General features: G+C 66.5%; 24 protein-coding genes. 14 read left to right on the top strand and 10 right to left on the bottom strand.

Going from position 1 to position 22,781, the window contains the following annotated elements:
• Positions 1-39: 39 nt before the first annotated feature.
• Both OHA10_RS21845 and OHA10_RS21850 read left to right on the top strand, forming a co-directional pair.
• Entirely contained in the window at positions 40-609 is a 570-nt protein-coding gene (locus tag OHA10_RS21845) for a dihydrofolate reductase family protein (protein ID WP_371400613.1), read from the top strand.
• 97 nt (positions 610-706) lie between these two features.
• Positions 707-1,648, top strand: a complete 942-nt coding sequence (locus OHA10_RS21850) for an LLM class F420-dependent oxidoreductase (RefSeq protein ID WP_371400614.1) — start codon at positions 707-709, stop codon at positions 1,646-1,648.
• A gap of 73 nt (positions 1,649-1,721) precedes the next feature.
• On the opposite strand, the gene OHA10_RS21855 is transcribed toward OHA10_RS21850, so the two are convergent.
• The gene (locus tag OHA10_RS21855; RefSeq protein ID WP_371400615.1) at positions 1,722-2,624 is read right to left on the bottom strand and encodes a zinc-binding dehydrogenase; all 903 of its coding nucleotides are present in this window, start codon (positions 2,622-2,624) and stop codon (positions 1,722-1,724) included.
• Positions 2,625-2,695: 71 nt separating this feature from the next.
• Positions 2,696-3,583 (bottom strand): LysR family transcriptional regulator, encoded by an 888-nt coding sequence (locus OHA10_RS21860; protein WP_371400616.1) that lies wholly within the window; start codon positions 3,581-3,583, stop codon positions 2,696-2,698.
• Positions 3,584-3,949: 366 nt separating this feature from the next.
• On the opposite strand from OHA10_RS21860, the gene OHA10_RS21865 reads away from it, so the two are divergent.
• Entirely contained in the window at positions 3,950-4,318 is a 369-nt protein-coding gene (locus OHA10_RS21865) for a hypothetical protein (protein WP_371400617.1), read from the top strand.
• Between the two features lie 84 nt (positions 4,319-4,402).
• Positions 4,403-5,497 (top strand): hypothetical protein, encoded by a 1,095-nt coding sequence (locus OHA10_RS21870; RefSeq protein WP_371400618.1) that lies wholly within the window; start codon positions 4,403-4,405, stop codon positions 5,495-5,497.
• Positions 5,498-5,597: 100 nt separating this feature from the next.
• On the opposite strand, the gene eno is transcribed toward OHA10_RS21870, so the two are convergent.
• Positions 5,598-6,884: a phosphopyruvate hydratase gene (gene eno / locus OHA10_RS21875; RefSeq protein ID WP_371400619.1), complete on the bottom strand. Its 1,287-nt coding sequence runs from the start codon at positions 6,882-6,884 to the stop codon at positions 5,598-5,600.
• Positions 6,877-7,857, bottom strand: coding sequence for a phosphotransferase family protein (locus OHA10_RS21880; RefSeq protein WP_371400620.1), 981 nt, complete (start codon positions 7,855-7,857; stop codon positions 6,877-6,879). The genes eno and OHA10_RS21880 overlap by 8 nt, the downstream gene beginning before the upstream one ends.
• Before the next feature lie 99 nt (positions 7,858-7,956).
• Between OHA10_RS21880 and OHA10_RS21885 the strand changes: the two genes are divergently transcribed.
• The 4 genes from OHA10_RS21885 to OHA10_RS21900 all read left to right on the top strand — a co-directional run bounded on the left by OHA10_RS21885 (position 7,957) and on the right by OHA10_RS21900 (position 12,540).
• The gene (locus OHA10_RS21885; RefSeq protein WP_371400621.1) at positions 7,957-8,814 is read left to right on the top strand and encodes an SMP-30/gluconolactonase/LRE family protein; all 858 of its coding nucleotides are present in this window, start codon (positions 7,957-7,959) and stop codon (positions 8,812-8,814) included.
• 10 nt (positions 8,815-8,824) lie between these two features.
• Positions 8,825-9,727 carry a DUF4432 family protein gene (locus tag OHA10_RS21890; RefSeq protein ID WP_371400622.1) on the top strand — a complete coding sequence of 301 codons (903 nt, stop codon included), beginning with the start codon at positions 8,825-8,827 and terminating at the stop codon, positions 9,725-9,727.
• A 69-nt stretch (positions 9,728-9,796) separates the two neighbouring features.
• Entirely contained in the window at positions 9,797-11,449 is a 1,653-nt protein-coding gene (locus OHA10_RS21895) for an FAD-dependent oxidoreductase (RefSeq protein ID WP_371400623.1), read from the top strand.
• The gene (locus OHA10_RS21900) at positions 11,449-12,540 is read left to right on the top strand and encodes a mannonate dehydratase (RefSeq protein WP_371400624.1); all 1,092 of its coding nucleotides are present in this window, start codon (positions 11,449-11,451) and stop codon (positions 12,538-12,540) included. The genes OHA10_RS21895 and OHA10_RS21900 overlap by 1 nt, the downstream gene beginning before the upstream one ends.
• Positions 12,541-12,586: 46 nt before the next feature.
• Here OHA10_RS21900 and OHA10_RS21905 read toward each other — a convergent pair whose 3' ends face one another.
• The 3 genes from OHA10_RS21905 to OHA10_RS21915 form a co-directional block, all read right to left on the bottom strand.
• Positions 12,587-13,345: a GntR family transcriptional regulator gene (locus OHA10_RS21905; RefSeq protein WP_371400625.1), complete on the bottom strand. Its 759-nt coding sequence runs from the start codon at positions 13,343-13,345 to the stop codon at positions 12,587-12,589.
• A 64-nt stretch (positions 13,346-13,409) separates the two neighbouring features.
• The gene (locus OHA10_RS21910) at positions 13,410-14,396 is read right to left on the bottom strand and encodes a zinc-binding dehydrogenase (RefSeq protein WP_371400626.1); all 987 of its coding nucleotides are present in this window, start codon (positions 14,394-14,396) and stop codon (positions 13,410-13,412) included.
• 1 nt (position 14,397) lies between these two features.
• Positions 14,398-15,861, bottom strand: a complete 1,464-nt coding sequence (locus OHA10_RS21915; RefSeq protein ID WP_371400627.1) for a hypothetical protein — start codon at positions 15,859-15,861, stop codon at positions 14,398-14,400.
• Positions 15,862-15,917: 56 nt separating this feature from the next.
• Here OHA10_RS21915 and OHA10_RS21920 point away from each other — a divergent pair, with 56 nt between their 5' ends.
• The 4 genes from OHA10_RS21920 to OHA10_RS21935 all read left to right on the top strand — a co-directional run bounded on the left by OHA10_RS21920 (position 15,918) and on the right by OHA10_RS21935 (position 19,384).
• Positions 15,918-17,213: an ABC transporter substrate-binding protein gene (locus tag OHA10_RS21920; RefSeq protein WP_371400628.1), complete on the top strand. Its 1,296-nt coding sequence runs from the start codon at positions 15,918-15,920 to the stop codon at positions 17,211-17,213.
• 28 nt (positions 17,214-17,241) lie between these two features.
• On the top strand, positions 17,242-18,207 hold the full coding sequence (locus OHA10_RS21925; RefSeq protein ID WP_371400629.1) for a carbohydrate ABC transporter permease: 966 nt from the start codon (positions 17,242-17,244) through the stop codon (positions 18,205-18,207).
• Positions 18,204-19,067 (top strand): carbohydrate ABC transporter permease, encoded by an 864-nt coding sequence (locus OHA10_RS21930; RefSeq protein WP_371400630.1) that lies wholly within the window; start codon positions 18,204-18,206, stop codon positions 19,065-19,067. Before OHA10_RS21925 ends, OHA10_RS21930 begins: the two co-directional genes overlap by 4 nt.
• Positions 19,068-19,240: 173 nt before the next feature.
• Positions 19,241-19,384: a GPGG-motif small membrane protein gene (locus tag OHA10_RS21935; protein ID WP_371400631.1), complete on the top strand. Its 144-nt coding sequence runs from the start codon at positions 19,241-19,243 to the stop codon at positions 19,382-19,384.
• A gap of 41 nt (positions 19,385-19,425) precedes the next feature.
• On the opposite strand, the gene OHA10_RS21940 is transcribed toward OHA10_RS21935, so the two are convergent.
• Positions 19,426-19,566 (bottom strand): hypothetical protein, encoded by a 141-nt coding sequence (locus OHA10_RS21940; protein ID WP_371400632.1) that lies wholly within the window; start codon positions 19,564-19,566, stop codon positions 19,426-19,428.
• 74 nt (positions 19,567-19,640) lie between these two features.
• Between OHA10_RS21940 and OHA10_RS21945 the strand changes: the two genes are divergently transcribed.
• Positions 19,641-20,111, top strand: coding sequence for an SRPBCC domain-containing protein (locus tag OHA10_RS21945; protein ID WP_371407975.1), 471 nt, complete (start codon positions 19,641-19,643; stop codon positions 20,109-20,111).
• A gap of 96 nt (positions 20,112-20,207) precedes the next feature.
• Complete coding sequence (locus tag OHA10_RS21950; RefSeq protein ID WP_371400633.1) at positions 20,208-21,026, top strand: endonuclease/exonuclease/phosphatase family protein; 819 nt, start codon at positions 20,208-20,210, stop codon at positions 21,024-21,026.
• Between the two features lie 119 nt (positions 21,027-21,145).
• Here OHA10_RS21950 and OHA10_RS21955 read toward each other — a convergent pair whose 3' ends face one another.
• Together OHA10_RS21955 and OHA10_RS21960 are read right to left on the bottom strand one after the other, a co-directional pair.
• Positions 21,146-22,012 (bottom strand): alpha/beta fold hydrolase, encoded by an 867-nt coding sequence (locus OHA10_RS21955; RefSeq protein WP_371400634.1) that lies wholly within the window; start codon positions 22,010-22,012, stop codon positions 21,146-21,148.
• 3 nt (positions 22,013-22,015) lie between these two features.
• Complete coding sequence (locus tag OHA10_RS21960; RefSeq protein WP_371400635.1) at positions 22,016-22,471, bottom strand: hypothetical protein; 456 nt, start codon at positions 22,469-22,471, stop codon at positions 22,016-22,018.
• Positions 22,472-22,781: the final 310 nt, after the last annotated feature.

Consider the following 22,781-nt stretch of genomic DNA (forward strand, 5'->3'; position numbering starts at 1 on the left):
CCGACCGATTCCTTTCCAGCTTTCTGCGGTCTATTCAGTATGACCGAACACACCAGTCGCCGGCTTCTGCAGTCGGTTCTCGTCTCCCTCAACGGGATCGTCAGCGAGCCCCTGGCTTGGGCCGGGCCGTACTTCGGAGCAGGCAGCGCGGCCCACTCGTTGGCAGTCCTCGAAGGAAGCGACGCGCTCCTGATGGGGCGGAAGACTTATGAGATCTTCGCGCGACAGTGGCCTGCCGCGACCGGGCCGTACGCGGACACCCTCAACCGGATGCCGAAGTACGTCTTCTCGTCGACGCTGATCGATGCCGAATGGCACAACACGACCGTCATCGCAGGCCCCGTTGCCGAGCGGGTCCGGGCTCTGAAGGATGCGGGCGGCAAGGATCTCGTTGTCTACGGCCACGGCCGGTTCGGGCAGACGCTCGTGGATGCGGGACTGGTGGATGAGTTGACGCTCACCGTGGTGCCCGTCTTCGTGCCGGACGGCATCCCGTTCTTTCGCGACGGCGGAGCGGGGCATCGTTGGAACCTCGCGCAGGCGGGGCCGGGAAACGACCCTGGCCTCGCCAACCTCACCTACCGACCGGCGAACGCGCCGGAGGTGTAGTCGTGCGCCGATTCCTTTTGGAGCGTCGGACGGTCTTACTCGATGAGCGACTCCATCTTGCTGGGTCGCGATTCGAACATGATCGAGAGGACCTCAGGTGAAGCTCAGCCTGTACATCCCGACCGGGACGACCCAGGAGTTCTACGGCTACACGGATCCGATGGCTGCGTTCGAGCGGGTGCGTGAGCTGGCGGTGGCCGCGGACGAGAGTGGATTCGCGACGATCTGGGCTCCGGACCACTTCGTTCCGTTCGGCCCGCCTGGCGCCTATGTCTTCGAGGTGTGGACCACGTTGTCGGCGCTGGCCCGGGAGACTCAGCGGATTCGCCTCGGCCAGCTGGTGACGGGCAACGGGTACCGGAACCCGGCGCTGCTCGCGAAGATGGCCTCGACCTTGGACGTGATCTCAGGCGGCCGGCTGACGTTCGGCATCGGCGCCGGCTGGTACGAGGACGAATACCATGCCTTCGGATACGACTTCCCGTCGACAGGTGAACGGCTCAAGCGCCTCGAGGAGGCCCTGCAGATCATCCACTCGATGTGGAAGAACGAGTCGACCACCTTCGAGGGCAAGTACTTCCGGACGTCCGGTGTCGTGAACCAACCCACCGGCGTACAGACGCCACACGTACCGGTGATGGTCGCCGGCGGGGGCGAGAAGGTAACCCTCAAGCTGGTCGCGAAGTACGGCGACTTGTGCAATATCCAGGAGTCGCCGGAGGTGATCGCGCACAAGTACGACGTGCTCGCCCGGCACAGCGCGGCCGCCGGGCGTGACTTCGCGTCGATCACCAAGACGGCGACGTCGTACTGCATCATCGCCGACACCGACGACGAGGCCCGCGCCGCCGTGCCGCCGTGGGCGCCGATGGTGTTCCCCGGCGATCTCGGCTCCTATGGGCTGGTCGGCACGATCGACACCATCCGCGAACGGCTCGCGGTCTACGAACGAACGGGCGTGGACGAGCTCATCGTGGGCTTCCAGGATGCGCTCAACGTCGACACCATCCGGCGCTTCGCCAAAGAGTTCATCCAATAACCGAGCCGACCCGACCGCAGGCGGTCACAGCAAGCCTGGGGCCGACCACGAAGGTGGCCGGCCCCAGACATGGCTAGATCGTGAGGACCGCCTTGCCGTGGAACGTGCGGTTGCGGAGGCCGTCGAGGGCGTCGTCTATCTGGGTCCAGTCGGCACACAACCCCAGGTTGATCTCCAGCCTCTTCGATGCGAGGAGTTCGACCAGGACGCCGAGATCGGCATCGATCGGGGACGAGTCGGCATAGGACATGTAATTGACCAGACGCACACCTTCGTGTCCGATGAAGTCGTACACGTCGACAGGCGTCTTCTCCCTGCTTGTTGTGCCCAGCACAACCACCGTCGCACCGGGTGCCGTCCTTGCGATCGCGTCACGAAGTATCTGGCCGCCGACCGACTCGACGACGAGGTGGTACTGGCTGTTGGTGTCGGCGACCGTTGGTACGACCAATGAGGCTCCGATTCGCCGCAGGTGTGTCTCTGCTTCTGGACGGGCAACTGCGGTCACGCGTGCACCTGACAGTACGGCGAGTTGGACGAGGAACTCGCCGACCCCACCTGTCGCACCGGTAATGAGTACCTCGCGGCCGACGAGGTTGCCACCGAGACGGATCGTGTTCAGAGCCGTTCTTGCGGCCAGCGGCAATGCCGCTGCCTGCTCGATGTCGACCTCGTCGGGCAACTCTGCCAGCCGCGCGGTCGGGACCGCAGCGAGTTCAGCCCAGCCGCTGTCCTCCACCAGGGCGACTACTCGGGCTCCGGCCGCAGGCCCGGATCCGTCGGCGGCCGGTTCGACAACCACCCCGGCGATGTCCTGTCCTGGTCGCCAGTCTTGGGTTCTCGCTGCGAGGAGCGCCAGCTCACCACGGTTGACCGAGAACGCCCGTACCGCGACCAATGCCTGGCTCGCAGTCGGGATGGGTTCGGCGGCGGTCTTGATGACAAGACCGTCGGCTGTGTTCACGAGTGCTTTCATGTCTCGATTCCACTGGCCGAGCAGGCGACCAACAAGGCGATGGCGCCATGTGCACTCATCAACAATCGAGATCAATCCAGGACAAGACCGGCTGACGTGCCGGCGTCGAGAAGCAGTTGAACGGCAGCCCGTTGTGGAGCGAGAGTAGTTGCGATGACCGTCTCGACCGGCGGGAGATCCAGCCTGCGGAATGCGATTCGGCGAGTGCGCAGTTGCTCGGCCGCCGCGGAGTACAGCACTGTCCACGCTGTGTCTCCGGTTCCGATCTCTGTCAGCGCGTCGTAGACCGAGAGGATCGGTGCGCCGCGAGCCGGCTCGACGTTCATCGTCCGGAAATGGTCTTCGAGCAGGTCGTGGAGCCCCGGGTTGGCGTCTCGCGAGCTCATTCGCAGCGGTACGTCGGCCAGGTCGACGAGCCTCACGACGGATCGCGCGGCCGCGGGGTGTGTGGCCGGGAGCGCGGCGACGAGTGCTTCGGTCCAGACAGTAAGAGTCGCGAGATCGGCGACCTGCGGGGCCGGCCTCACGAATGCGGCGTCAAGGTCGCCCTGGCGCAGGGCTTCGAGGCGCGTCGCCAAGGGCAGGCTCACCAGTCGGACCTGGAGGTGGGGCGCCCGGGTGGCGATCGATTCGAGGACCTGGTCGAAGCGATCGCCGAGGCCCTCGCTGGTCCCGACCCGAAGGATGCCGGTCAGGTCATCCGCGGGTTCGGCTACCGCGGCACGAAGGCGGTCCAGCGCGGCCAGGCTGGCCTTTGCCTCAGGCAACAGCCTGCCCCCGGCCGCGGTCAGCTGGACTCTGCGGGTCGTGCGGTCGAACAGTTGCGCGCCGAGCTCGCGCTCGAGTCGGGCAATGTGCTGACTGACGGCAGGCTGACCGATGTGCAGGCGTTCGGCCGCACGCCCGAAATGCAGGTCCTCGGCGACGGCGACGAAGTACTCAAGCTGGCGAACTTCCACAGTTCCACTCCTGACTGATCACCCCGATTCAACGTCGCCGCGGTGCGGGGTTCTTCCCCGGTCCCGCCTGACCCTGCAATGCGGCGCAGATCACCGACATGGAGCTCTCGACAGGCCGCGATATTCCGTGCAAGCGAGGGGAATCGCTCGTCCGCCGGGGAACCCTGTCGTGCGAACTCCTCGAACCACGGGTTCCTTGGCCCGCCAACTGCGCTAGGTGTTCGGCACGATGGATGATCAAAGCTTCAATGGTCAAGTCGCGGTTTGCATCGTCTCATCCGAAGCGGGTGATGGCTGTCGTGGCGGACTGGACCAGTGTGGTTGGACGTACCCCGGCTGCTGGCCCGGACCCACTTCGGTACCTGCGTGGCCCGCTTGCTCAACGGTGACGTGACCGACGTGCTGATCCGCAAGCTGGCGCTATCGCTGGGATTCTTCGACAACGCCGGCGGGTGGGTACTGCTGGTCGTCGTACTAGCCGCGTTCGCGGCGGTGCTATGGCCACAGCGGGTGCGATCGGCGCTGTACCGGCGATGGGTGAACGCCTCGCCGCTGACCCGCCCCGCGCTGCTCGCGCTCGCGCTGTGCGGACTGGTTGCGATGCTGCTGAACGACTTTGGCGTACTGCTGCCTGCGATCATGATCGGCTTCGTGTTGCCACTGCTGGTGGCCCAGCTCGTCGAGGAGGCGCGCGGCCGGTCGACGCGCCAGTCAACTCGGAGCAGTATGCCGTGATCCGCAGCGAAGATCCACGCGCGCCCGGGAGGTGGAGCACGACCGGCGCAAGGGGCTACTGTCAGTTCCGGCTGAGAGGTTGCCATGGCCGCCGAGGTCGTGTTCTGGTGTGTGGTCGTTGCGCGCTTCGGGCTGCCGCTGCTGATCCCGCGGTTCCCGTTGCCCGCGATCCTGGGCTGCCTGGTCCTCGACGCCGCCGACCAGACGATCTTTCAGGCGTTCGGCTATGACCCGCCGTTCTACCAGAGCTACGACAAGGCGATGGACGTGTTCTACCTGTCCATCGCCTACCTGGCCAGCCTGCGCAACTGGACCAACCAGGCGGCGGTCGGCATCAGCCGGTTTCTGTTCTTCTACCGGCAGATAGGCAGCGTGGCGTTCGAGCTCACCGGGCTGCGCTGGCTGCTACTGGTGTTCCCGAACACGTTCGAGTACTTCTTCATCGCCTACGAGGTTATTCGTTCCCGATGGAACCCGGATCGATTCAGTCGCAGGTTCTGGGTACTTGTCGCCGCTGGGATCTGGATCTTCGTCAAGCTGCCACAGGAGTACTGGATCCATGTTGCCAAGCTCGACCTCACCGACACGGTCAGAGACGTCGCATGGTTCGGTCCTGCCATGGCTGTGGCGCTGCTTGCCCTGATCGCGATCGTGTGGTTCGTGATCTGGCCGCGGCTTCCACCGGCGGACTGGCCATGGAAACTCGCCCCCGACCCGCTGCCGGTCGGGATCGACGAGTCGCGCGAGCGCGTCGCGTTCCAGGCCGCGCATCGCAAGGTGTTCGACATGACCGTTGTGGAGAAGACGTTCCTGATCGGGCTGATCAGCGTGATCTACGGTGAGGTGCTCCCCGGCGTGAACGCGAGCAGCTTCCAGCTCTTTCTCGGTATCGCCCTCTTCGCTGTCCTCAACTCTGCGATCGGGCTGTGGTCGGCGCGACGGGGGTACTCGTGGCAGTCCGCCGGGGTCTCGTTCTTGGTCGTGTTCGCGACCAACACCGCCGTGGTCGTAGTCGAGGACCTGCTCTTGTCGAGGGCGCGGGGCGACCTGCCCCTTGCGGACGCTCTGTTCTTCATCTTCCTGTTCAGCCTCCTGACTACGCTGTACGACCGCTACCGCCCGATCAATGACTACCGGGTCGCCGCGGCAAAGGCCGAAGCCGATGGTCAGGACGCGTGATGTGGCTGAACGTCGTTCTCCACGTCTGACATGGCGTGGAGCGCATCGAGGCCGGCGCGTCCGGGCCAGGCTCGCCGTCGGCCGGGGTCCGGCGGAGCGCTTACTTGCTGGGCGGCGGAGGATCGGGACTCGATGGCCAGGAGGCGAAGGGGGCGGCCGGGCCGAGGTCGGCTTCGATCTTGAGGAGACGGTTCCATTTGGCGGTTCGCTCGGAACGGGTGGTGGAGCCGACCTTGATCTGGCCGGTGCGCCAGGCAACGGCCAGGTCGGCGAGCCAGGAATCCTCGGTGTCGCCGGAGCGTGCCGACAGGACGGTGTTGTAGCCGGCCTGCCGTGCGGCGGTGACGACGTCGTAGGCGTCGGTGAGGGTGCCCACCTGGTTGGGCTTGACGAGGATCGCGTTCGCCACGCCGGCTTCGATTCCCTGACGCAGCCGCGCGGCGTTTGTTGCGAACAGGTCGTCGCCGAGCAGTTGGATGCTGTCGAGTCGCGACGTCGCGTCCCGCCAGCCGCCCCAGTCGTCCTCGGCGAGCACGTCTTCCAACGAGACGATCGGGAAGTCCCGGACCCATTCTGCGAGCTCGGAGACCAACTCGGCCGCTGTCACCCGGCGACCCTCCGAGCGCAGGTCATATCCGTTGCGATCAGCAAACGTCGTCGCAGCGACGTCGACTGCCAGCGCCACCTCGGTACCGGCCCTGAGACCGGACCGTTCGATGCCTTCCACAACAAGTTCGAGGGCGGCGCGGTTGGTCGCGAGATGCGGGCCCAGTCCACCTTCGTCGGCGACCAGGGCGGTCGGCAACCCTTGCGCTGAGGCACACTCGGCGGTCGCACGGCGGACCTGCCACGCCCATTCGATCGCCTCTCGGAACGACCTGGCTCCGACTGGTACGACGAGCACGTCCTGGATGTCGAGCGCGCCGCCGGCGTGGGCACCGCCGGAGATGACGTTCACCATTGGCATCGGGAGCAGTGGCGGGTGTCCGTCGATCGCGTACAGCGGCACGCGGGATGCGCGCGCGACGGCAGTGGCGAGGGAGATCGCAAGGACCGCGTTCGCGCCGTACCGGCCAAGATCGGATGTGCCGTCCGCGGCACGCAGAGCCGCGTCGACGCCGCGCTGATCCGACGCATCGAGCCCGGAGACAGCCTGCGCCAGCGGACCCTCGACATTCGCGACCGCCGTCAGGACGCCGGCACCGCCGTATCGTGTGCCGCCGTCACGGAGCTCCACCGCCTCGTGCCGGCCCGTGGAAGCACCACTGGGTACGACGGCGCTCCCGTGTGAACCGTCCGACAAGATGACCTCGCACCCGACTGTCGGCGTACCGCGGGAGTCGAGGGCCTCCCATGCTTGTACTTCGAGAATTGCTTGTTCACCCATCGACGACCTGCCAGATCGCCGCGACGTCGCCCGAGCCGCACAGGGTGTCCAGTGCGATGCCTCGCACTCGCAGTGCTTCGACGTCCGTGAGGTACTCGGCCGGCGACTTCCCGTCGACCCGCGCGAGCAGCAGGCATCCGACCTGGCCGGCGAGATAGTCGTCCGGCCGGCGCAACGAGTCGGGCACCCCCGCGGCGTACCGGCGCAGGAACGTGTCCGCCAGTTTCCGATATGCGCCTGAGGACTCTGGCCGATGGACCGCCTTCAACAGCAGATGCGTCTGGAGGAAGGCGACGTCGAACACGGGATCGCCGTAGTGCGCCACTTCCCAGTCGAGCACACTCACCCGTGCGCCGTCCGCAAGTACGTTCTTCGGTGAGAAGTCGCCGTGTACCAGGCATAGTCGGTGTTCGAGCAACCCGTCAGCGAGGTCGTCGATCCGGGCTGCCACAGAGGGATGCCGCTTGCTGATCCAGCGGTGGTACGGCGAGATCCGCAACTCGACGAAGGCGCCTGTGCCGAAGCGTTCCTGCCATCCCGGTTGGCCGGCGGTGGACGTGTGCCATGCCGCCAGCGCATCGGCCAATCGCCCGGCGGTATGACCGTCCGCCGATCCGGCCAGCAGATCCGACTTCCAGTTACGCAGCTTGCGATCGGCGCGCGAGATCGTCAGCGTCATGGCGGCGTCATCGACATCGACCACAGCCGGAACATCGTCCGGCCGAATCGACGACGCGATGCGCAAGGCTTCCGCCTCGGTCAGGATCCGGCGGACGTCGGCCTGCCATTCGGCGGCGACTCGCAGCCGGGGGAGCGCCTGCTTGACGACCAGGTCGACGCCGTCGCCGGTGACCGCGAAGACGTCGTTCGACACTCCGCCGGGCAGTACCGCGGCGGCAACCGGTCCGTCACCGAGAACGCCGCGTTCGCGCAGGTAGCCGGCCACGGAATCGGCTGTGAGCTGGAACGCCACTGCGAACTCCTGACACTAGGAGACGGCCATGGACCACTGTCTGCGCAGATACTAGTATGCAAGCATTCCAGTCGGCCACCACCGGAAGGTTTGCCTCGGATGGACACCATCGCCGCGACCGTTCGGATCGCTGTCCCTGCTGCGGCGCGAGTCGGCGAGGGTCCCGTCTGGGACCCTGGTTCGGATCGTCTGCACTGGGTCGACATCCTCTCCGGCGCTGTTCACACCAGTGATCTGGCGAACGGTTCGACAACGACTCGAGAGCTGCCGACTCTGGTCGGAGCGGCGTCACCCAAACGGACCGGTGGGTTTGTCGCGGCGGTGACCGAGGGCTTCGCGGAGGTCTCCGGCGGGTACGTCGTTCGGCAGCACATCCTCGGCGACGGCATCCGGATGAACGATGCGAAATGCGATCCGGACGGGCGCCTCTGGGCAGGCAGTACTGCCATGGACTTCGCCGCCGGGCGGGGTGCGTTACACGTCCTCGAGGCGGATTGGTCGACACGGGTTGTGCTGGAGGGGCTGACGCAGCCCAACGGACTGGGCTGGAGCCCTGACGGCAGGACGTTCTACCTCGTCGACAGCGCCGAGCGGGAGATCAGCGCGTTCGATGCCCTCGGCAACCAGCTCGCAGGACGCCGGCTCCTGTGTTCGTTCCCGGACGGCGACGTGCCGGACGGACTGTGCGTCGACGCCGAAGAATGCCTGTGGGTCGCCTTGTGGGGCGCTGGGCGTCTTGTCCGGATCGCGCCGGACGGACGCATGCTGAGCACGCTGCCCTTGCCCGTCGTGCAGCCGTCGTCGTGCGCCTTCGTCGGTTCGGAACTGGACGTTCTGTGTGTGACATCGGCCCGCGAAGGCCTCGGGCTGCCCGACGACACCGGGTCTGACGGATCGGTTCTGATCGTCGCGGGCCTCGGCGTGGCCGGCGTACCGGTCGCGGGATTCGCGGGTTAGGGCCGCACCGATGTCAGTGCCGCCCTCTGACGCCGTGCTCGTCCTGCGCAGTCCGCAACTGGAGGTCGTGGTGCTTCCGGACAAGGGCGCAGATGTGTACTCCGTGATTGATCGCGCGACCGGAATCGACGTGCTGTTCAAATCACCGTGGGGCTGGCGTGATCCCGCGACCGTGCCGCCGATGGGGGAGAGTCAGGCCGACTGGCTCGCGCGGTATCCGGGAGGTTGGCAGCTCCTCGTGCCCAACGCGGGCCCCGAGCGCGAGTACGACGGTGTACTGCGAGGCTTCCATGGCGAGGCCGCGGTGATCACCTGGAACGTGGACGAATGGACCGCCACCACCGCTCGGCTCAGTACGGACCTCGCGACCGCACCGTTGCATCTGGAACGCGAGTTCGTTGCTGACGGCCCCGATCTCGAGGTCGTCACCTTGATCCGGAACACATCGCCACGGACGGTGCCGGTCATGTGCGTGGAGCATGCGGCGTTCGGCGCGCCGTTCCTCGATGCGCGGTGCCGGCTGGACACCAGCGCCCGCCGGATCGCTGCCGCGAGCGGGTACGACAAGATCACGGACTTCGCGGCGGTGCCACCGCCCGGCGCGCTACGCTCGGTGTTTGCCGGGCTGGCGGACTTCGCCGCAGAGACGGGATTCGCTCAGACTTGGGTGTCGATCGCGAGTCCGTCGGCCGGCTTCGGGATCCGCATGGCGTGGGACTCTGCGACGTTGCCGCACGCCTGGCTGTGGGAGGAGGCCGGCGGCGTTCTCGGCTATCCGTGGTTCGGGCGCGCCTACGTTGCCGGCGTCGAGCCGGCCAACGTACTGCCGGACGACGGACTGGCCGAAACCCCGCTGCTCGGTGCGCATCAGGAATGGCGGACCACGGTGACCCTCAGCCGGTTCGAGCTCTGAGCGGTTCGGCTGGCGTACATGTATGGTAGTACCTTAGCATGGTGATCGGCCCACAGCTGGGAGAAGCTGATGACACCTGGACACAGCCCCGACGTCGTCGTTGCCGGCGGCGGGCTCGGAGGCGTCGCCGCCGCGCTGACGGCCGCCGCCCTCGGCCGCACGGTCGTGCTGACGGAGGAACTCGACTGGCTCGGCGGCCAGCTCACGGCTCAAGCGGTTCCGCCGGACGAGAACGCCTGGATCGAAGGCCCGCACAGCTCGGCGAGCTATCAGCGGTTGCGCGCCGGCATTCGCGACTACTACCGCCGCAACTACCCGATGACGGCGGCCGCCCGGGACGACGTACTCCTGAATCCGGGACGTGGCTTGGTCAGCGGGCTGTGCCATGAGCCGCCGGTGGCCGTCGCGGTTCTGTCCGAGATGCTGGCGCCGTACGTGTCGTCGGGCCGGATTCGCGTACTGATGCGTCACGTCCCTGTCGCCGTGGAGATCGAGGGTGACGAGGTTCGATCGGTCACGGTTCGCAGCCTGGAGACGGGAGTCGAGCAGACCTTCGACGCTCCGTACGTCGTCGACGCGACCGAACTCGGTGACCTGCTCGAGCTCGGCGGTGTCGAGCATGTGATCGGCGCGGAGTCGCAGGACGAGACCGACGAGCCGCACGCGCTGCCGGGCCCCGCGAATCCGCTCGACCAGCAGGCCATCACATGGTGCTGCGCGATCGAGCACCGGCCGGGGGAGGACCACACCCTCGACAAACCGGCGAGCTACGACTTCTGGCTGGCCCACGAATCGGGCGTGTGGCCGGGTGCGCAGCTCAGCCTGGCCGATGTCGATCCGGGGACGCTCATTGCTCGCGAGCTGCCGCTCTTCGGTGAAGTTGCCGACAGCAAGATTCCGCGCACCCGCTGGTGCTACCGGCGGATCCGCAGCGCGGACCAGTTCACCGGCGTACTCACCACTGACGTCAGCCTGATGAACTGGCCACAGAACGACTACTGGCTCAAACCTCTGCTCGGCGTCGACCAGGAGACCCGGCAGGACGCTCTCGAGGCGAGCCGCGACCTCACCCGTTCGCTGGTGTACTGGTTGCAGACCGCAGTGGCCAGGCCGGACGGCGGCACCGGGTACCCGGGTCTGCGGCTGTGCCCGGAGGCAGTCGGGACCGACGACGGCCTCGCGAAGGCGCCGTACATCCGGGAGGGGCGCCGGATCCGGGCGGAGTTCACCGTGACCGAGAACCACGTCGCAGTGGTCGCCAGGGCGGGACTCGGCGGTCCTGAGCAGTTCGGGGACAGCGTCGGAATCGGCGCCTACCGGATCGATCTGCACCCGAGCACTTCCGGACGGACGTACGTCGACATGGATACCCACCCGTTCCAGATCCCGCTCGGAGCGATGCTGCCGCGGCGGGTTCGCAACCTGCTGCCCGCGAACAAGAACATCGGCTCGACGCACATCACGAACGGCTGCTACCGCCTGCACCCGGTGGAGTGGGCGATCGGTGAGGCTGTCGGTGCACTGACTTCCTTCTGTTTGTCGGAGAAGGCGCTGCCTACTCAGGTGCGCAGCGATCCTCGCCTGCTGGCCGACTATCAGCGGCTCCTGTCCGGCACGTTCGGCGTCCCGCTGGAGTGGCCGGAGGAGATCCGCACCCGGCCGCTCGCCGATGCGGCCTATCGCCTGGACGCCGCCAGTACTCCGCTGCCGGCGGGAGCCTGATGCGAGTCGTGCTCGGCCAGTTCCACGAGCCGACCGAGGAGCTGCTCCTGTTCGCGCGCCAACTGGGCCTGTCCGGCGTTCAGGTCAACACGCCGTGGCTGCCGGGCGAGCGACGCTGGGAGCTCCGTGAACTGATCGCGTTGCGGAGGCAGGTCGAGCGGGGCGGACTCACGCTCGAAGCGATCGAGAACATCCCGCAGTCGTTCTACCAGCGGGCGATGCTCGGGCTTCCCGGGCGCGACGAGGAACTCGAGAACGTCCGCCGAACGATCTCGAATGTCGGCAGGGCCGGGATCGGCATACTTGGATACCACTTCTGCCCTCTCGGCGTGGTCCGCACCGGTATGGACGGTCGCGGCCGCGGCGGTGCGGAAGTCACCTCGTTCGATCTCGGTACGGCGGTGGACCCGGCCTTCGCCGGTCGGTTATTGGTTGCCCGGCGCAACGCTCCACGCAGTGAGGCGGGGCGGCTCGGCAAGGACGACTTCGCCGCCGGTGGATACCCCGACCTCGGGGTGGAGGTCTCCGAGGAGCAGATGTGGGACAACTACCGCTACTTCCTCGAGGCGGTCCTACCAGCGGCCGAGGAGGCCGGCGTACGGCTGGCGATCCATCCCGACGACCCACCGGTGCCGACGCTCGGCGGTATCGCCCGCATCATCCGCAGTGTGGATGCGCTGGCCCGCGCGGCGGAGCTGGTGCCCAGCCGGGCATGGGCCGTCGAGCTCTGCCTCGGCACGGTTTCGGAGATGGGCGGCGAGAGCGCCGTACTCGAGGCCATCCAGCGGTTCGGGCCACGCGACCAGATCGCCTACGTTCATCTGCGGGACGTCCGCGGCACCGTGCCGACATTCGAGGAGAGCTTCCTCGGCGAGGGCAACTACGACCCGCTCCGGGTGATCCGGGCGCTGCGGGAGTCCGGTTTCGACGGTTTCATTCTCGATGACCACACGCCTCGCCTGGTCGGCGACAGCGAGTGGGGACACCGGGGCCGTGCCCATGCCGTCGGCTACATCCAAGCGTTGATCCATGCGACCGAGGCCGCGACGCAGGCATCCACGGAGGCGGACGCCGGACTTGCGACAGCCTGACCGAGCGTCTGACCGGCAGCCTGAGCGAGCGTCCGAGCGGCCGCGGTCAGCGACCGCGGGTCGACGGGCGCGGCGAACGGACGTCCTGCTCGTCATCCAGCACGAAATAGTCCGGGTGCTGCTTCTCCAACGGCTCGAGGACGCCCAGGACGCCGCGGAGATGCTGGGTGAGCAGCTTGTCGGCTTGTAGGGTGCGCTTCGCGGCGACGTGATCGACCAGCGTCGCGTGCTGACCGTGCATCGACGACAGGATCGCCGGATCGGGGAGTGAGAGCATCCGCACCCGGTCCAGATGGGCTTTGATCGACGAGACAACCGACCATGTCTTCGGATGACCCGCGATCTCCAGCAAGGCCCGGTGCAGTTCCTCGTCGGTGCTGAACCACTCGACCAGATCGCCGCGCAGGCCGGCCGCCGACTGCCTGGCCAGAATGGCTCGGAGGAGTGCTTCGTCGACCGGGGTGATCCGCTTGATCGCGTGCGGCAGCGAGGCCCGCTCGAGGGTCTCGCGGATGAACTGCGCCTCGGTGACCTCCCGGACGCTGATCCGCGACACGAACGTGCCGAGCTGCGGCACCACCTCGACGAGGTTCTCGCCCGCCAGCCGGATCAGTGCCTCGCGGACCGGCGTCCGGCTCACCCCGTAGACTTCCGCGAGCTCGCTCTCGGACAGCACCTGGCCCGGCTGCATAGCCAGGTTGATGATCTCCGCGCGGAGCTGCGTGTACACCTGGGATCGCGTGCTCGAGTCGCGCATCCGGCTGAGCTGGACGCGTCGCCCGCGCTGGGCCGTTCGCTCCGCCATGGGGATCCCTCCTGTCGTACGGACAGAAGTATGCTAGCATACAACCGGTCGGCACTGACGGGTCTCACTGTGGCCAGTCGAACACGATGCCCATCGTCCGGCCACGGGCGGTGGCCGCAAGTTCGTAGGCCTCACTGCTGTCGGTCGGGCCGAACCGGTGACTCACCAAGCTGTCGAGTGGGAACCGGCCCTCGCCGGCGAGGCGGAAGACGAGCCGCGCGATCTCGCGATCGTGGTCCCATCGCGGATCGCCGACGGTGTACGAGTCGTGCGCGCCGTGGATCGACACCCCGCGGGTGATCACGTCCGAGGTGAGTCGCTGCTCCGTGGGCGCGCCTGCATCGCCGAGCAGCACGACGCGGCCACGGTCGGCCGCGGCGCGGAGTGCGGCGGGCAGTACCGCCGGATTCCCGGTCGAGTCGATGACGACGTCGGGCCGTCGTACTCCGAACTGCCGCGCGAGCTCGTCCCGGGCCTCGTCGAGGGTGCCGGCGACCGTCGCGGTAGCGCCGCCGGCCAGGGCAAGGCCGAGCCGATCGGCCACGGTGTCCACCACGACGATCTCCGAGGCAGCCGCGGCGGCAGCCCAGCGCGTCGCCATCTGCCCGATCGGTCCGGCTCCGGCGATCAAGACCCGCTCACCGGGGCGGACGCCTCCCTCGCGGATGCCGACGAACGCGATCTTCGCCAACGCGAACCACACCGCCTGCTCGTCATCCAGCCCGTCCGGGATCGGTGTACAACTGTCGGCCGGAACCACCACCCGGGATGCATGCTGTGCGCGTGCGGCGACCCGGTCACCGACGGACAGGTCGCCGGCAGCATGCTCGACCACTCCCACACACGCATAGCCCGGCCGGAACGGGTACCGCACCCAGTCCGACCAGTGGGTATTCGCGCCGAACCTGTGCGCGTACACCATGGCTTCGGTCCCGGTGCTCATCAGAGTGAGGCGGGTTCGCAGTACGACGTCCCCGGGTCCGGCCGCAGGAACCGGCTCGGTGAGCAGTTCGACGCGGCCGGGCCCGGGGAAAACGATCGACTCACGCATGTCAGCGGGTCGTGTCCGGGAACGTGTGCTTGCGGATCAGCCGGAATGTGACGCCGGTCAGCGGGCCGGTGATCAGGATCGGAGGTCGCCTCAGCGTGACGTCCAGATCGTTGGGTGTGAACGTTGCGTTGCTCGCGTCGTACCAAGCCTTGCGGCCCCATTGCCGGGTGACCTGCAGACCGCCTGCCTGCTCGAACTTCATCGCCGGGAGGGTCGTGCTGTCGTTGTGCAGGACAACGGAATAGTGGTCGTCAAGGTACGAGTTCCACAACGCGAGCACGTCGGAGCCGTCGAGGTCCCGGAACTGCAGGGCCCACAGCTTCGGGTCGAGCGGATTCGTCAGGCTGACGAACGTGCCGAACTTGACGATATGCGCGACCGCATGGAGGGCGAAGTAGCCCTCCTTCGGTGTGAGATCGGGGCGGACGAGACCGTAGTTCGGGCCGTAGATGTTGTACGTCCATGCCTCGTCCTCGAAGGCGTAGAGCCAGACGCCTTTCAGGTACGGGAGACTGCGCGCGATCAGATACAGCCTCGCGACGTATGCCGCCTGGAGCTCCTGGGTGACACCGGCGTCGTCAGGCTGATCCTTGAAGCCGGTGGTCCAGCCGAGTTCGGTGACGTAGACCGGGAAGTCCTGGCCGCCGTTGTACGTCCGCAGCACGGTCTGCAGATCCTGGATGTGCTGCCACCACACTTCGGGAACGCGGTTCTCGACCGGCAGGTCGGCGTACACGTAGGTGTGCACGGAGAAGATGTCGCACACGTCGAGGATCCCGTTGTCCAGCAGGGTGTCGATGTAGGTGTAGTTCAGTGCGGAGACGGCACCGCCGACGACGGTGATACCGGGGTCGACATTCTTGAGTGCTGTGTAGACGGCCGAGAGCAGGGTGACGTACTGCGTCGGGTCGCCGTTGCCGGTCACGCCGCCGATTGCGATGTCCCACTCGTTCCACACCTCGAACTGCGTCACCCGGCCGGCGAAGTGCTGCGCGACGAACGCGGCGTAGTTCGCGAACGCCGTCACCGCCGCGGGTGATGTCGGTCGTTGACCGCCGTCGTACAAGGGGTTGCCGTAGTCGAGGATGATCAGCGGCTCGATGCCGCGATCGACCAGCTCCTGGTAGTAGGTGTCGATCGCGGCGGGGACCTGGTAGACCCCGGCCTGGGTCTCGACGACGTCCCAGTGGACCTCGTCGCGGGCGGCATTCGCGCCGCTCTGTTGGAGGACGTTCGAAGCATCGGGAACGTACTTCGGTCCGGTCAGGTGGGTGTTGAGGCCCATGAAGAACTTAGGAGTCGTGAGGACCTCGTTCGCCTGGGTCTTGGGCTTGCCGACACTGGCCGCCGGGTGCGCCGACGCGGGGACGGCGTTGCCGAACGCCGCGGCGACGGTGCTGCCTGCGACACCGCCGAGAACGGTGCGCCGGCTCGGGCGGGGGTGGAGCGGTTTGCGGATCGCCATGCTAAGGTACTACCATACTACGCCTCAGGCGAACAAGGCTCCCGTTAGGACTGCCGATGACGATGCGCCGTACCTTCCTGACCGCAGCGGTGGTTGCGCTGAGCGCGGCCCTCACCGCCTGCGGCACCGCCAACAAGCCCGCATCCGGAGGGAGTTCCGGATCGAACGAGCTCACCGTGTGGTTCCCGGGCAACAGCCAGGTCGAGATCGACCTGGTGACGAAGACACTGATCCCGAAGTTCGAGCAACAGACCGGTTCGAAGGTCACAGTGACCTACATCGACTGGCCGAACATCTCCCCGAAGCTCACCACCGCCTTCGCGTCCGGGACGACACCCGACGTCTGGGGACACGGGACGGCGGCAGCCTCGGGGTTCGTCGCGAACGACCGGGTGCTCGCCCTCGACGACCGGATCAACGCGATGCCTGCCTCCGACCGGGAAGACCTGAAGGCCTTGCTGGACATGGGGGTTGTCGATGGCAAGCACTACATCTCGCCGCTGTCGGCCTCCGGCACTCTGCTCGTCTACCGCAAGGACATCCTGCAGGCGGCGGGCGTCGACCCGGCCACGTTGACCTCGTGGGAATCGGTGTACGACGCGGCCCGCAAGCTCAAGACCGGAAGCCGTTCCGGGCTGCAGATCCTGACGACTCCGATCGCCGATGAGCAGTCGTTCATCGCGCTGCTCACGTCCGACGGCGGCACCATGCTCAGCTCCGACGGCAAGAGCGCGACCTTCAACTCGCCGGCCGGCGTCGACGCGCTGAGCTACATGGTCAAGCTCTATCAGGGTGACGGAGCGGTCGCCACAGGCGTCGGCGACGACTACCTGAGCCGCCCGCCGGCCCAGCAGCCACTGGCCCTCGGCACTGCGGCGATCGCCCAGCTCGGACCGAACCAGTTGCTCCAACTCGTCGCAGCCAAGCCCGACCTCGCCGGCAAGCTCGGCGTACTGTCCCCGCCGTCGATGGGTGGCCATCCTGGCCGCGCCTATGGCGGTGTCGGAACCGGCCTGTTCATCAGCAAGGACAGCAAGAACCAGGACCTGGCGTGGAAGTTCCTCCAGTTCATGGCATCCCCGGACGTCAGCAACCAGTACGCACAGGCGATCGGCAGCATTCCGATCCGCAAATCGGCGGCCTCGAGCGACTACGTGACGAAGAACCCGCTGCTGACCACCTTCCTCACCGCGCAGCCGTCGTACGTCGCCAACCCGAACGTGCCGGCCTGGGTCCAGGTCCGCGACGTGCTCAGCCGGTACCTGCAGCAGGCGCTGGCCGGGAAGACACCGCCGAAGGAAGCCCTCGACAAGGCGGCGACGGAGGTCAAGCCGCTGCTCGAGAAGTCGTAGGACCACCGATGATCGTTGAGGCTCGCCGATGACGCAGACGGCCCAGACGACGAACATCACCCAGCCGAAGCGGGTACCGGAACTGGTGACCGGTACCCGCCGCCCGCGGCGGCGGCGTTCACCGGTACGGCGGATCCGTGTGGTCGGCGTACTGTTCGTCCTGCCCGCCGCCACGTACGTCGCGATCTTTCACCTGTTCCCGCTCGCGTACGGCCTGTACCTGAGCTTCACGACGTACGACCCGCAGTCGCGGTCGGGACCGCAGCCGGTCGGAATCGGCAACTACACCAAGATCCTCACCGATCCGGTGTTCCTGAGTTCCTTGCTGGTGACGGCAAAGTACGTGTTGTACGTGCTGCCTGGTGCGGTGATCCTCGCGTTGGTCCTGGCGCTCATGGTCAATCGCGGCCGCCGCGGCGTCGGCTTCTTCCGTACGGCGCTCTATGTGCCGCATGTGGTATCGCTGACGGCCGTCAGCATGGTGTGGCTGTGGCTGTACTCCGAGCAAGGCTGGTTCAACCAGATCCTGCGCGCCGTGGGGATCGGCGAGCGGCAGTTCCTTCTGGAGAGCGGGACCGCGCTGGCCGCAGTTGCCGTGATGCGGATCTGGAAAGCCCTCGGCGGGAACATGGTTCTGCTGCTGGCCGGACTGCAGTCAGTTCCGCGCGAGCTCTACGAGGCCGCTGCGGTCGATGGCGCCGGCGGCTGGGCGAAGTTCCGCTATGTCACGCTGCCCGGGCTGCGCGGAATGCTGACGTACGTCGTCGTCACCGACATCGTCTACCTCGCCCAGTCGTTCGGTGAGATCTACATCCTCACCCGAGGTGGTCCGGTCGACTCGACCACCACAGTGAACTATTTGATCTACAAACAGGCGTTCCAGTTCAACGACATGGGCACCGCGAGCGCGATGGGCTTCGTGCTGTTCGCGCTGATCTCAGCGGTGTCGTTCGTGTCGCTGCGTCAGATGACCGGCCGGGGAGGCCGCCGATGAGGCCGAAACCGGTGCGCGCCGTCGGTACGAACATCGTTTTGATCGCGGTCACGATCGCGGTCCTGGTGCCGTTCCTGTGGATGCTGTCGCTGGCCTTCACACCGGCCGACCGGGCCTTCGCGGCGAGTGATCTGATTCCGTCGTCACCCACCATGACGAACTTCGCCACCGCCCTGACCAGCGGTGGCCTCGGCCGGGCGATGCTGAACAGCACGGCGGTCGCCGTCATCGTCGTCATCACGAACTGCCTGTTCGCGAGCATGGCCGGGTACGCGTTCGCCAAGCTGCGCTTCCGCGGTGACACGATCGTGTTCGGCGTGCTGATCTCGACGGCGATGATCCCGGTATCGGTCACGCTGATCCCGCTGTTCCTGATCACCAAGGGGATTCCGTTTGCCGGGGGCAACGATATTCTCGGCGCCGGCGGCACCGGTCTGCTGAACAGCATCGGAGGGCTCGCGCTGCCCTACCTCGTCGTCCCGCTGAACATCTTCCTGTCGCGGCAGTACTTCCTGGAGTTCCCGGACGAGCTCGCCGAGGCTGCCCGCACCGACGGTGCGGGGGAGTTGCGGATCTTCTTCCAGATCTACCTGCCGCTCGCCAAGCCGTTGCTGGCCACGCTCGGGGTCTTCGCGTTCACCGGGATCTGGGACGACTTTCTCTGGCCGTTGGTGATCACCAACACCGACGCGATGAACACGGTCCAGCTGGCGCTGGCGAAGTTCCTCACCAGCGGAAACGTCCAGTACGGCCCGGTCATGGCCGGCGCCGTCCTGGTCACTGTCCCGGTCCTCCTCGTCTTCGCCTTCAACCAACGAGCCTTCATCAGCGGCCTCGCTGACGGCGGCATCAAGGGCTGACTCGATCACAGGTTCGGTGTGACCCGGCCTGGCGCTTCGTCGTACCCCAGGCACCTGCTCGCCGGTATTGGTCAGGGCGACGGCCAGGATGGCCGTTTGGTCAGGGGTACCGGAGTAGACACCAGGAGGGTTCCGTTGCCGGTATCCGCCCGGCCTGACAGATGGGAAAGATCATGGGCCTCGTTCTGTGGATCATTGCGGCAATACTCGTGATCGCAGGCATCGTCTCGATCGTTCGCGGTCAGCTGATCTGGGGCATCGCCTTGATCGTCATCGGCCTGCTGGTCGGTCCCGGCGGTGTCAGCATCTTCACCTGACCTGCGGCCGGCGGACTGGGGGAGGTGGAGCTCGTCAGCGATCAGTTCAACAGGAGCGCATCGACCAGCGCGGTTGCGTTGGTGTTTGCGGCTGCGAGGATTTCCTCGTCGGTGAACGGTGTGAGCGTGGCCGCGTCGACGGCCGCGTTGATGCTCAGCATCGCCATCCGGAGCTGCAGCACTTTCGCCGAAGTCTGGTCCGGCAGGAGGCTGGACTACCTAACGGTAGGTAGGTTCAGTTTGGCCTGAGTGGTCCATAGATTTTGGGGGGAGACATGAGCCAGTACACGGTTGTCCAGAATACGGCTACCCGAGAGACGAGGTCTGGACCGTGCTGACTGCTCCGGCGTACGTCGCGCAGTGGACGACGACGGGCCAGGGCGGTCGTCCTGAAGGGTTTGCCGCAGTGCGAGGAACCAAGTTCCGCTTCGTCGGTAAGCCGACCATCGGCTGGGCCGGCGTTGTCTACTGCGAGGTCATCGCCGTCGAGAAGCCGCGCTCGATGTATTACACCTGGCGCGGGGACGAAGACAGCGATGACGTCACCGATGTGAACTACCTGCTCGAGGAGACCGCCGCCGGCACACGTGTCACCTGGACCCACACCGGCTTCACCGGCATCGGCGGATTGGCGATGTCGAAACTGCTGGCAAGGGTGCGTCGCACGATGATGACCGACGGAATCCCGTCCGTGCTGGCCGCGTACCACGCAAGCCGGATCGCCTGATGTCGAACGATCGCCGGCACTTGTCGGTAACCCCCGCTCTGATGGCTGTTTGCCGCGGTCGTGGCCGGGTACTGCGGCGACCGAGGAGGAGATCCTGTGGACGGGAAGATACGTGTCGCAACGCTGAATCTCTGGTGTCGCCACGGCGACTGGGCGAAGCGACGCAGTGTGCTGCGGGAGTGCTTTCGAGCCTTGCAGGCGGATCTCGTGATGCTGCAGGAGACGGTTGTCGATGGCAACGGTGACCAGGTCCGAGAAGTATTCGGCGATGATTGTCACGTGATTCATCAGGGCCGCCGTACCGCGGACGGAGTCGGATGCTCGCTTGTCAGTCGGTGGCAGCCGACGCGGGTCGACGAACTCGACCTGCTGGTCACTGAGCGGGTCGAGGCTCGAGACTTCCCTGGCCGCTCGACCGCCGCGGAGTTCGCCACTGAGCTTGGGCCGGTGTTGTTCGTCAACCACAAGCCGAATTGGCAGGTTGGCTACGAACGGGAGCGCGAACTACAGGCGCTCGAGGTTGCGCGTTGGATCGAGCGGCTCGTCGGCGAGCGTGAGGATCTGCATGTCGTACTCGGCGGTGACTTCGACGCGAGGCCCGAGAGCGCGAGCGTCCGGTTTCTCACCGGACGGCAGTCGCTGGGGGACGTGAGCGTGAACTATCAGGATGTCTGGGAATTCGCCCGCCCGGGGGAGAGCGGGCACACGTTCACCCTCGAGAACCCGCTCATCGTCGTAGAGGCGGACTGGGCTCGCATTCCGCCACGGCGTATCGACTACCTCATGGTCCGCTGTGACGACCGAGGACCGACCCTGCGGATCCACTCAGCAAACCGCTTCGCCGATCAGCCGATCGAGGGAGTCTTCGCCACGGACCATTTCGGCGTCACAGCCGACCTCGGACCGGTCGACTGAGCGCGGCGCCCTGGAGGATGCTGACGCCAAGCTGAGTGCGGCTCTTGGCCATCTGAACCAGGCAGCGGGCGAGCTCACGGCCGCCAGGCGGTCGCTCGCCACTCTGCTCTGAGTGCTGCCTATTCGCCGGACAGGAACTCTGTCACCAGCTCGGCGAACTGGCGGGGGTACTGGAAGAGGAATCCGTGGGCGGCGTCGGGATAGATCCGGAGCCGCGCGTCAGGCAGACGGTCGGCGAGGAGTTGCGAGTTGATCGTCGGGATCATCATGTCGTTGTTGCCGTTAGCCACGAGCGTTGGCTGGGTGATGCCGGCCAGGCGGTTGAGTCGGGACGGGTCCGGGATACCCCACTCGACGATGGCGTCGTACTGGGCGCGAGCTACCTCGGGTCCGTTCGGCTTGTCACGGGCTTCGGTGCGGCTGAAAGCGCGCTGCATGTACTCACGGCCTAGCGCACGGCTGGTCTCGGTGATCTCGAAGAAGATGTGCAACAGGTCTTCGGGGCCGTTGTTCGCGGCGTTCGCGACGCGTTCGATGTCGAAGGTCCAGCCGTGCATCTGGTGCCCGCCGCGTGGCCCGGTGCCGGCCAGGACGATCCGGCGTACGGCGCGGGGCCGGAGCAACGCGATCTCCTGGGCGACCATCCCGCCGAGGGAGTAGCCGAGCAGATCGACTCGATCGAGTTCGATCGCGTCGAGGAACGCGATCGCGTCCCGGGCCATCTGCGTCACAGTCACCGGAACCGTTCCGGTGGACTGGCCGACCCCGGTGTTGTCGAGCAGGATCACCTCGCGGTGAGCGGCGATCGAGTCGACGAGCAGTGGATCCCAGTTGTCGAGGTTGCCGCGGAAGTGCTGGAGGAAGACCAACGGTGGCTGCTCACCACCGGCGCCGAAGCGCCGGTACGCGTACGCGACACCGTTTGCTGCTGCAACGGTGAGGATAGGAGCCGTCAGGGCTGCGACGACCGGTTTGGTGGTTGACATGGCTCAGGCCTTGATCTTGTTGTTGCGCGCTTCGATGGCTTTCACGGTGCTCGCGAAGGCCTTGGCCAGAACGCCCTTGCCGACAGTGCCGAGGACGAGGCCGAGGAAGTGACCCTTCAGGTTCTTGCCCTGGCGTACGACGACCGCGTCGACGGTGGTGGTGCCGTCAGGCTGCGGGGTGAAGGTATAGACGTGGCCGGAGTTGCCGCCCCAGATGTTGGAGTCAGTCGTCTTCATCACGACGCGGTTGGGATCGGACCAGTCGTAGGAGAGGCGTTCCCAGACCCCGCCGGAGCCTTCGGTGACGTCGGCGTGCTGCGGCCCCTGGCTGTGGACCTTCAGGTAGTCGTCGGCGCTGTTGCCGAAGATCTTCGAGCGGCCGGGGCCGAAGTCGGTGAGAGCGGCCAGGAACTGTGCGGGTGTGGCGGTGGTGTTCGCGTGCAGATGGATGGTGGACATTACGCACTCCTTGTCGTGGTTGCCTTGCCAGACCACATTCGCGCGGCCGCCGCGGCTTCACACCAGGGATTACTACTGGTGCTCTCCCCAGGCGTCTCGGCCGCCGGCCCTCGGGGCGGCCGGCGCTGCGTGCTCCTGACCGGCGTGAGCGCGGCACAGGCCACAGAGACCGGACAGACAAGCAAGTCCGGACAGGTGAACCGACGATCGTGCTGTTGCACGGTGCATACGCAGACGGCTCGAGCTGGTCCGGCGTCACCAGCCGGCTCCAGCACGACGGCTACAACATGGTTGCCCTCGCTGTACCCTG

The sequence above is a fragment of the Kribbella sp. NBC_00662 genome (genome assembly GCF_041430295.1).
Classification (GTDB): domain Bacteria; phylum Actinomycetota; class Actinomycetes; order Propionibacteriales; family Kribbellaceae; genus Kribbella.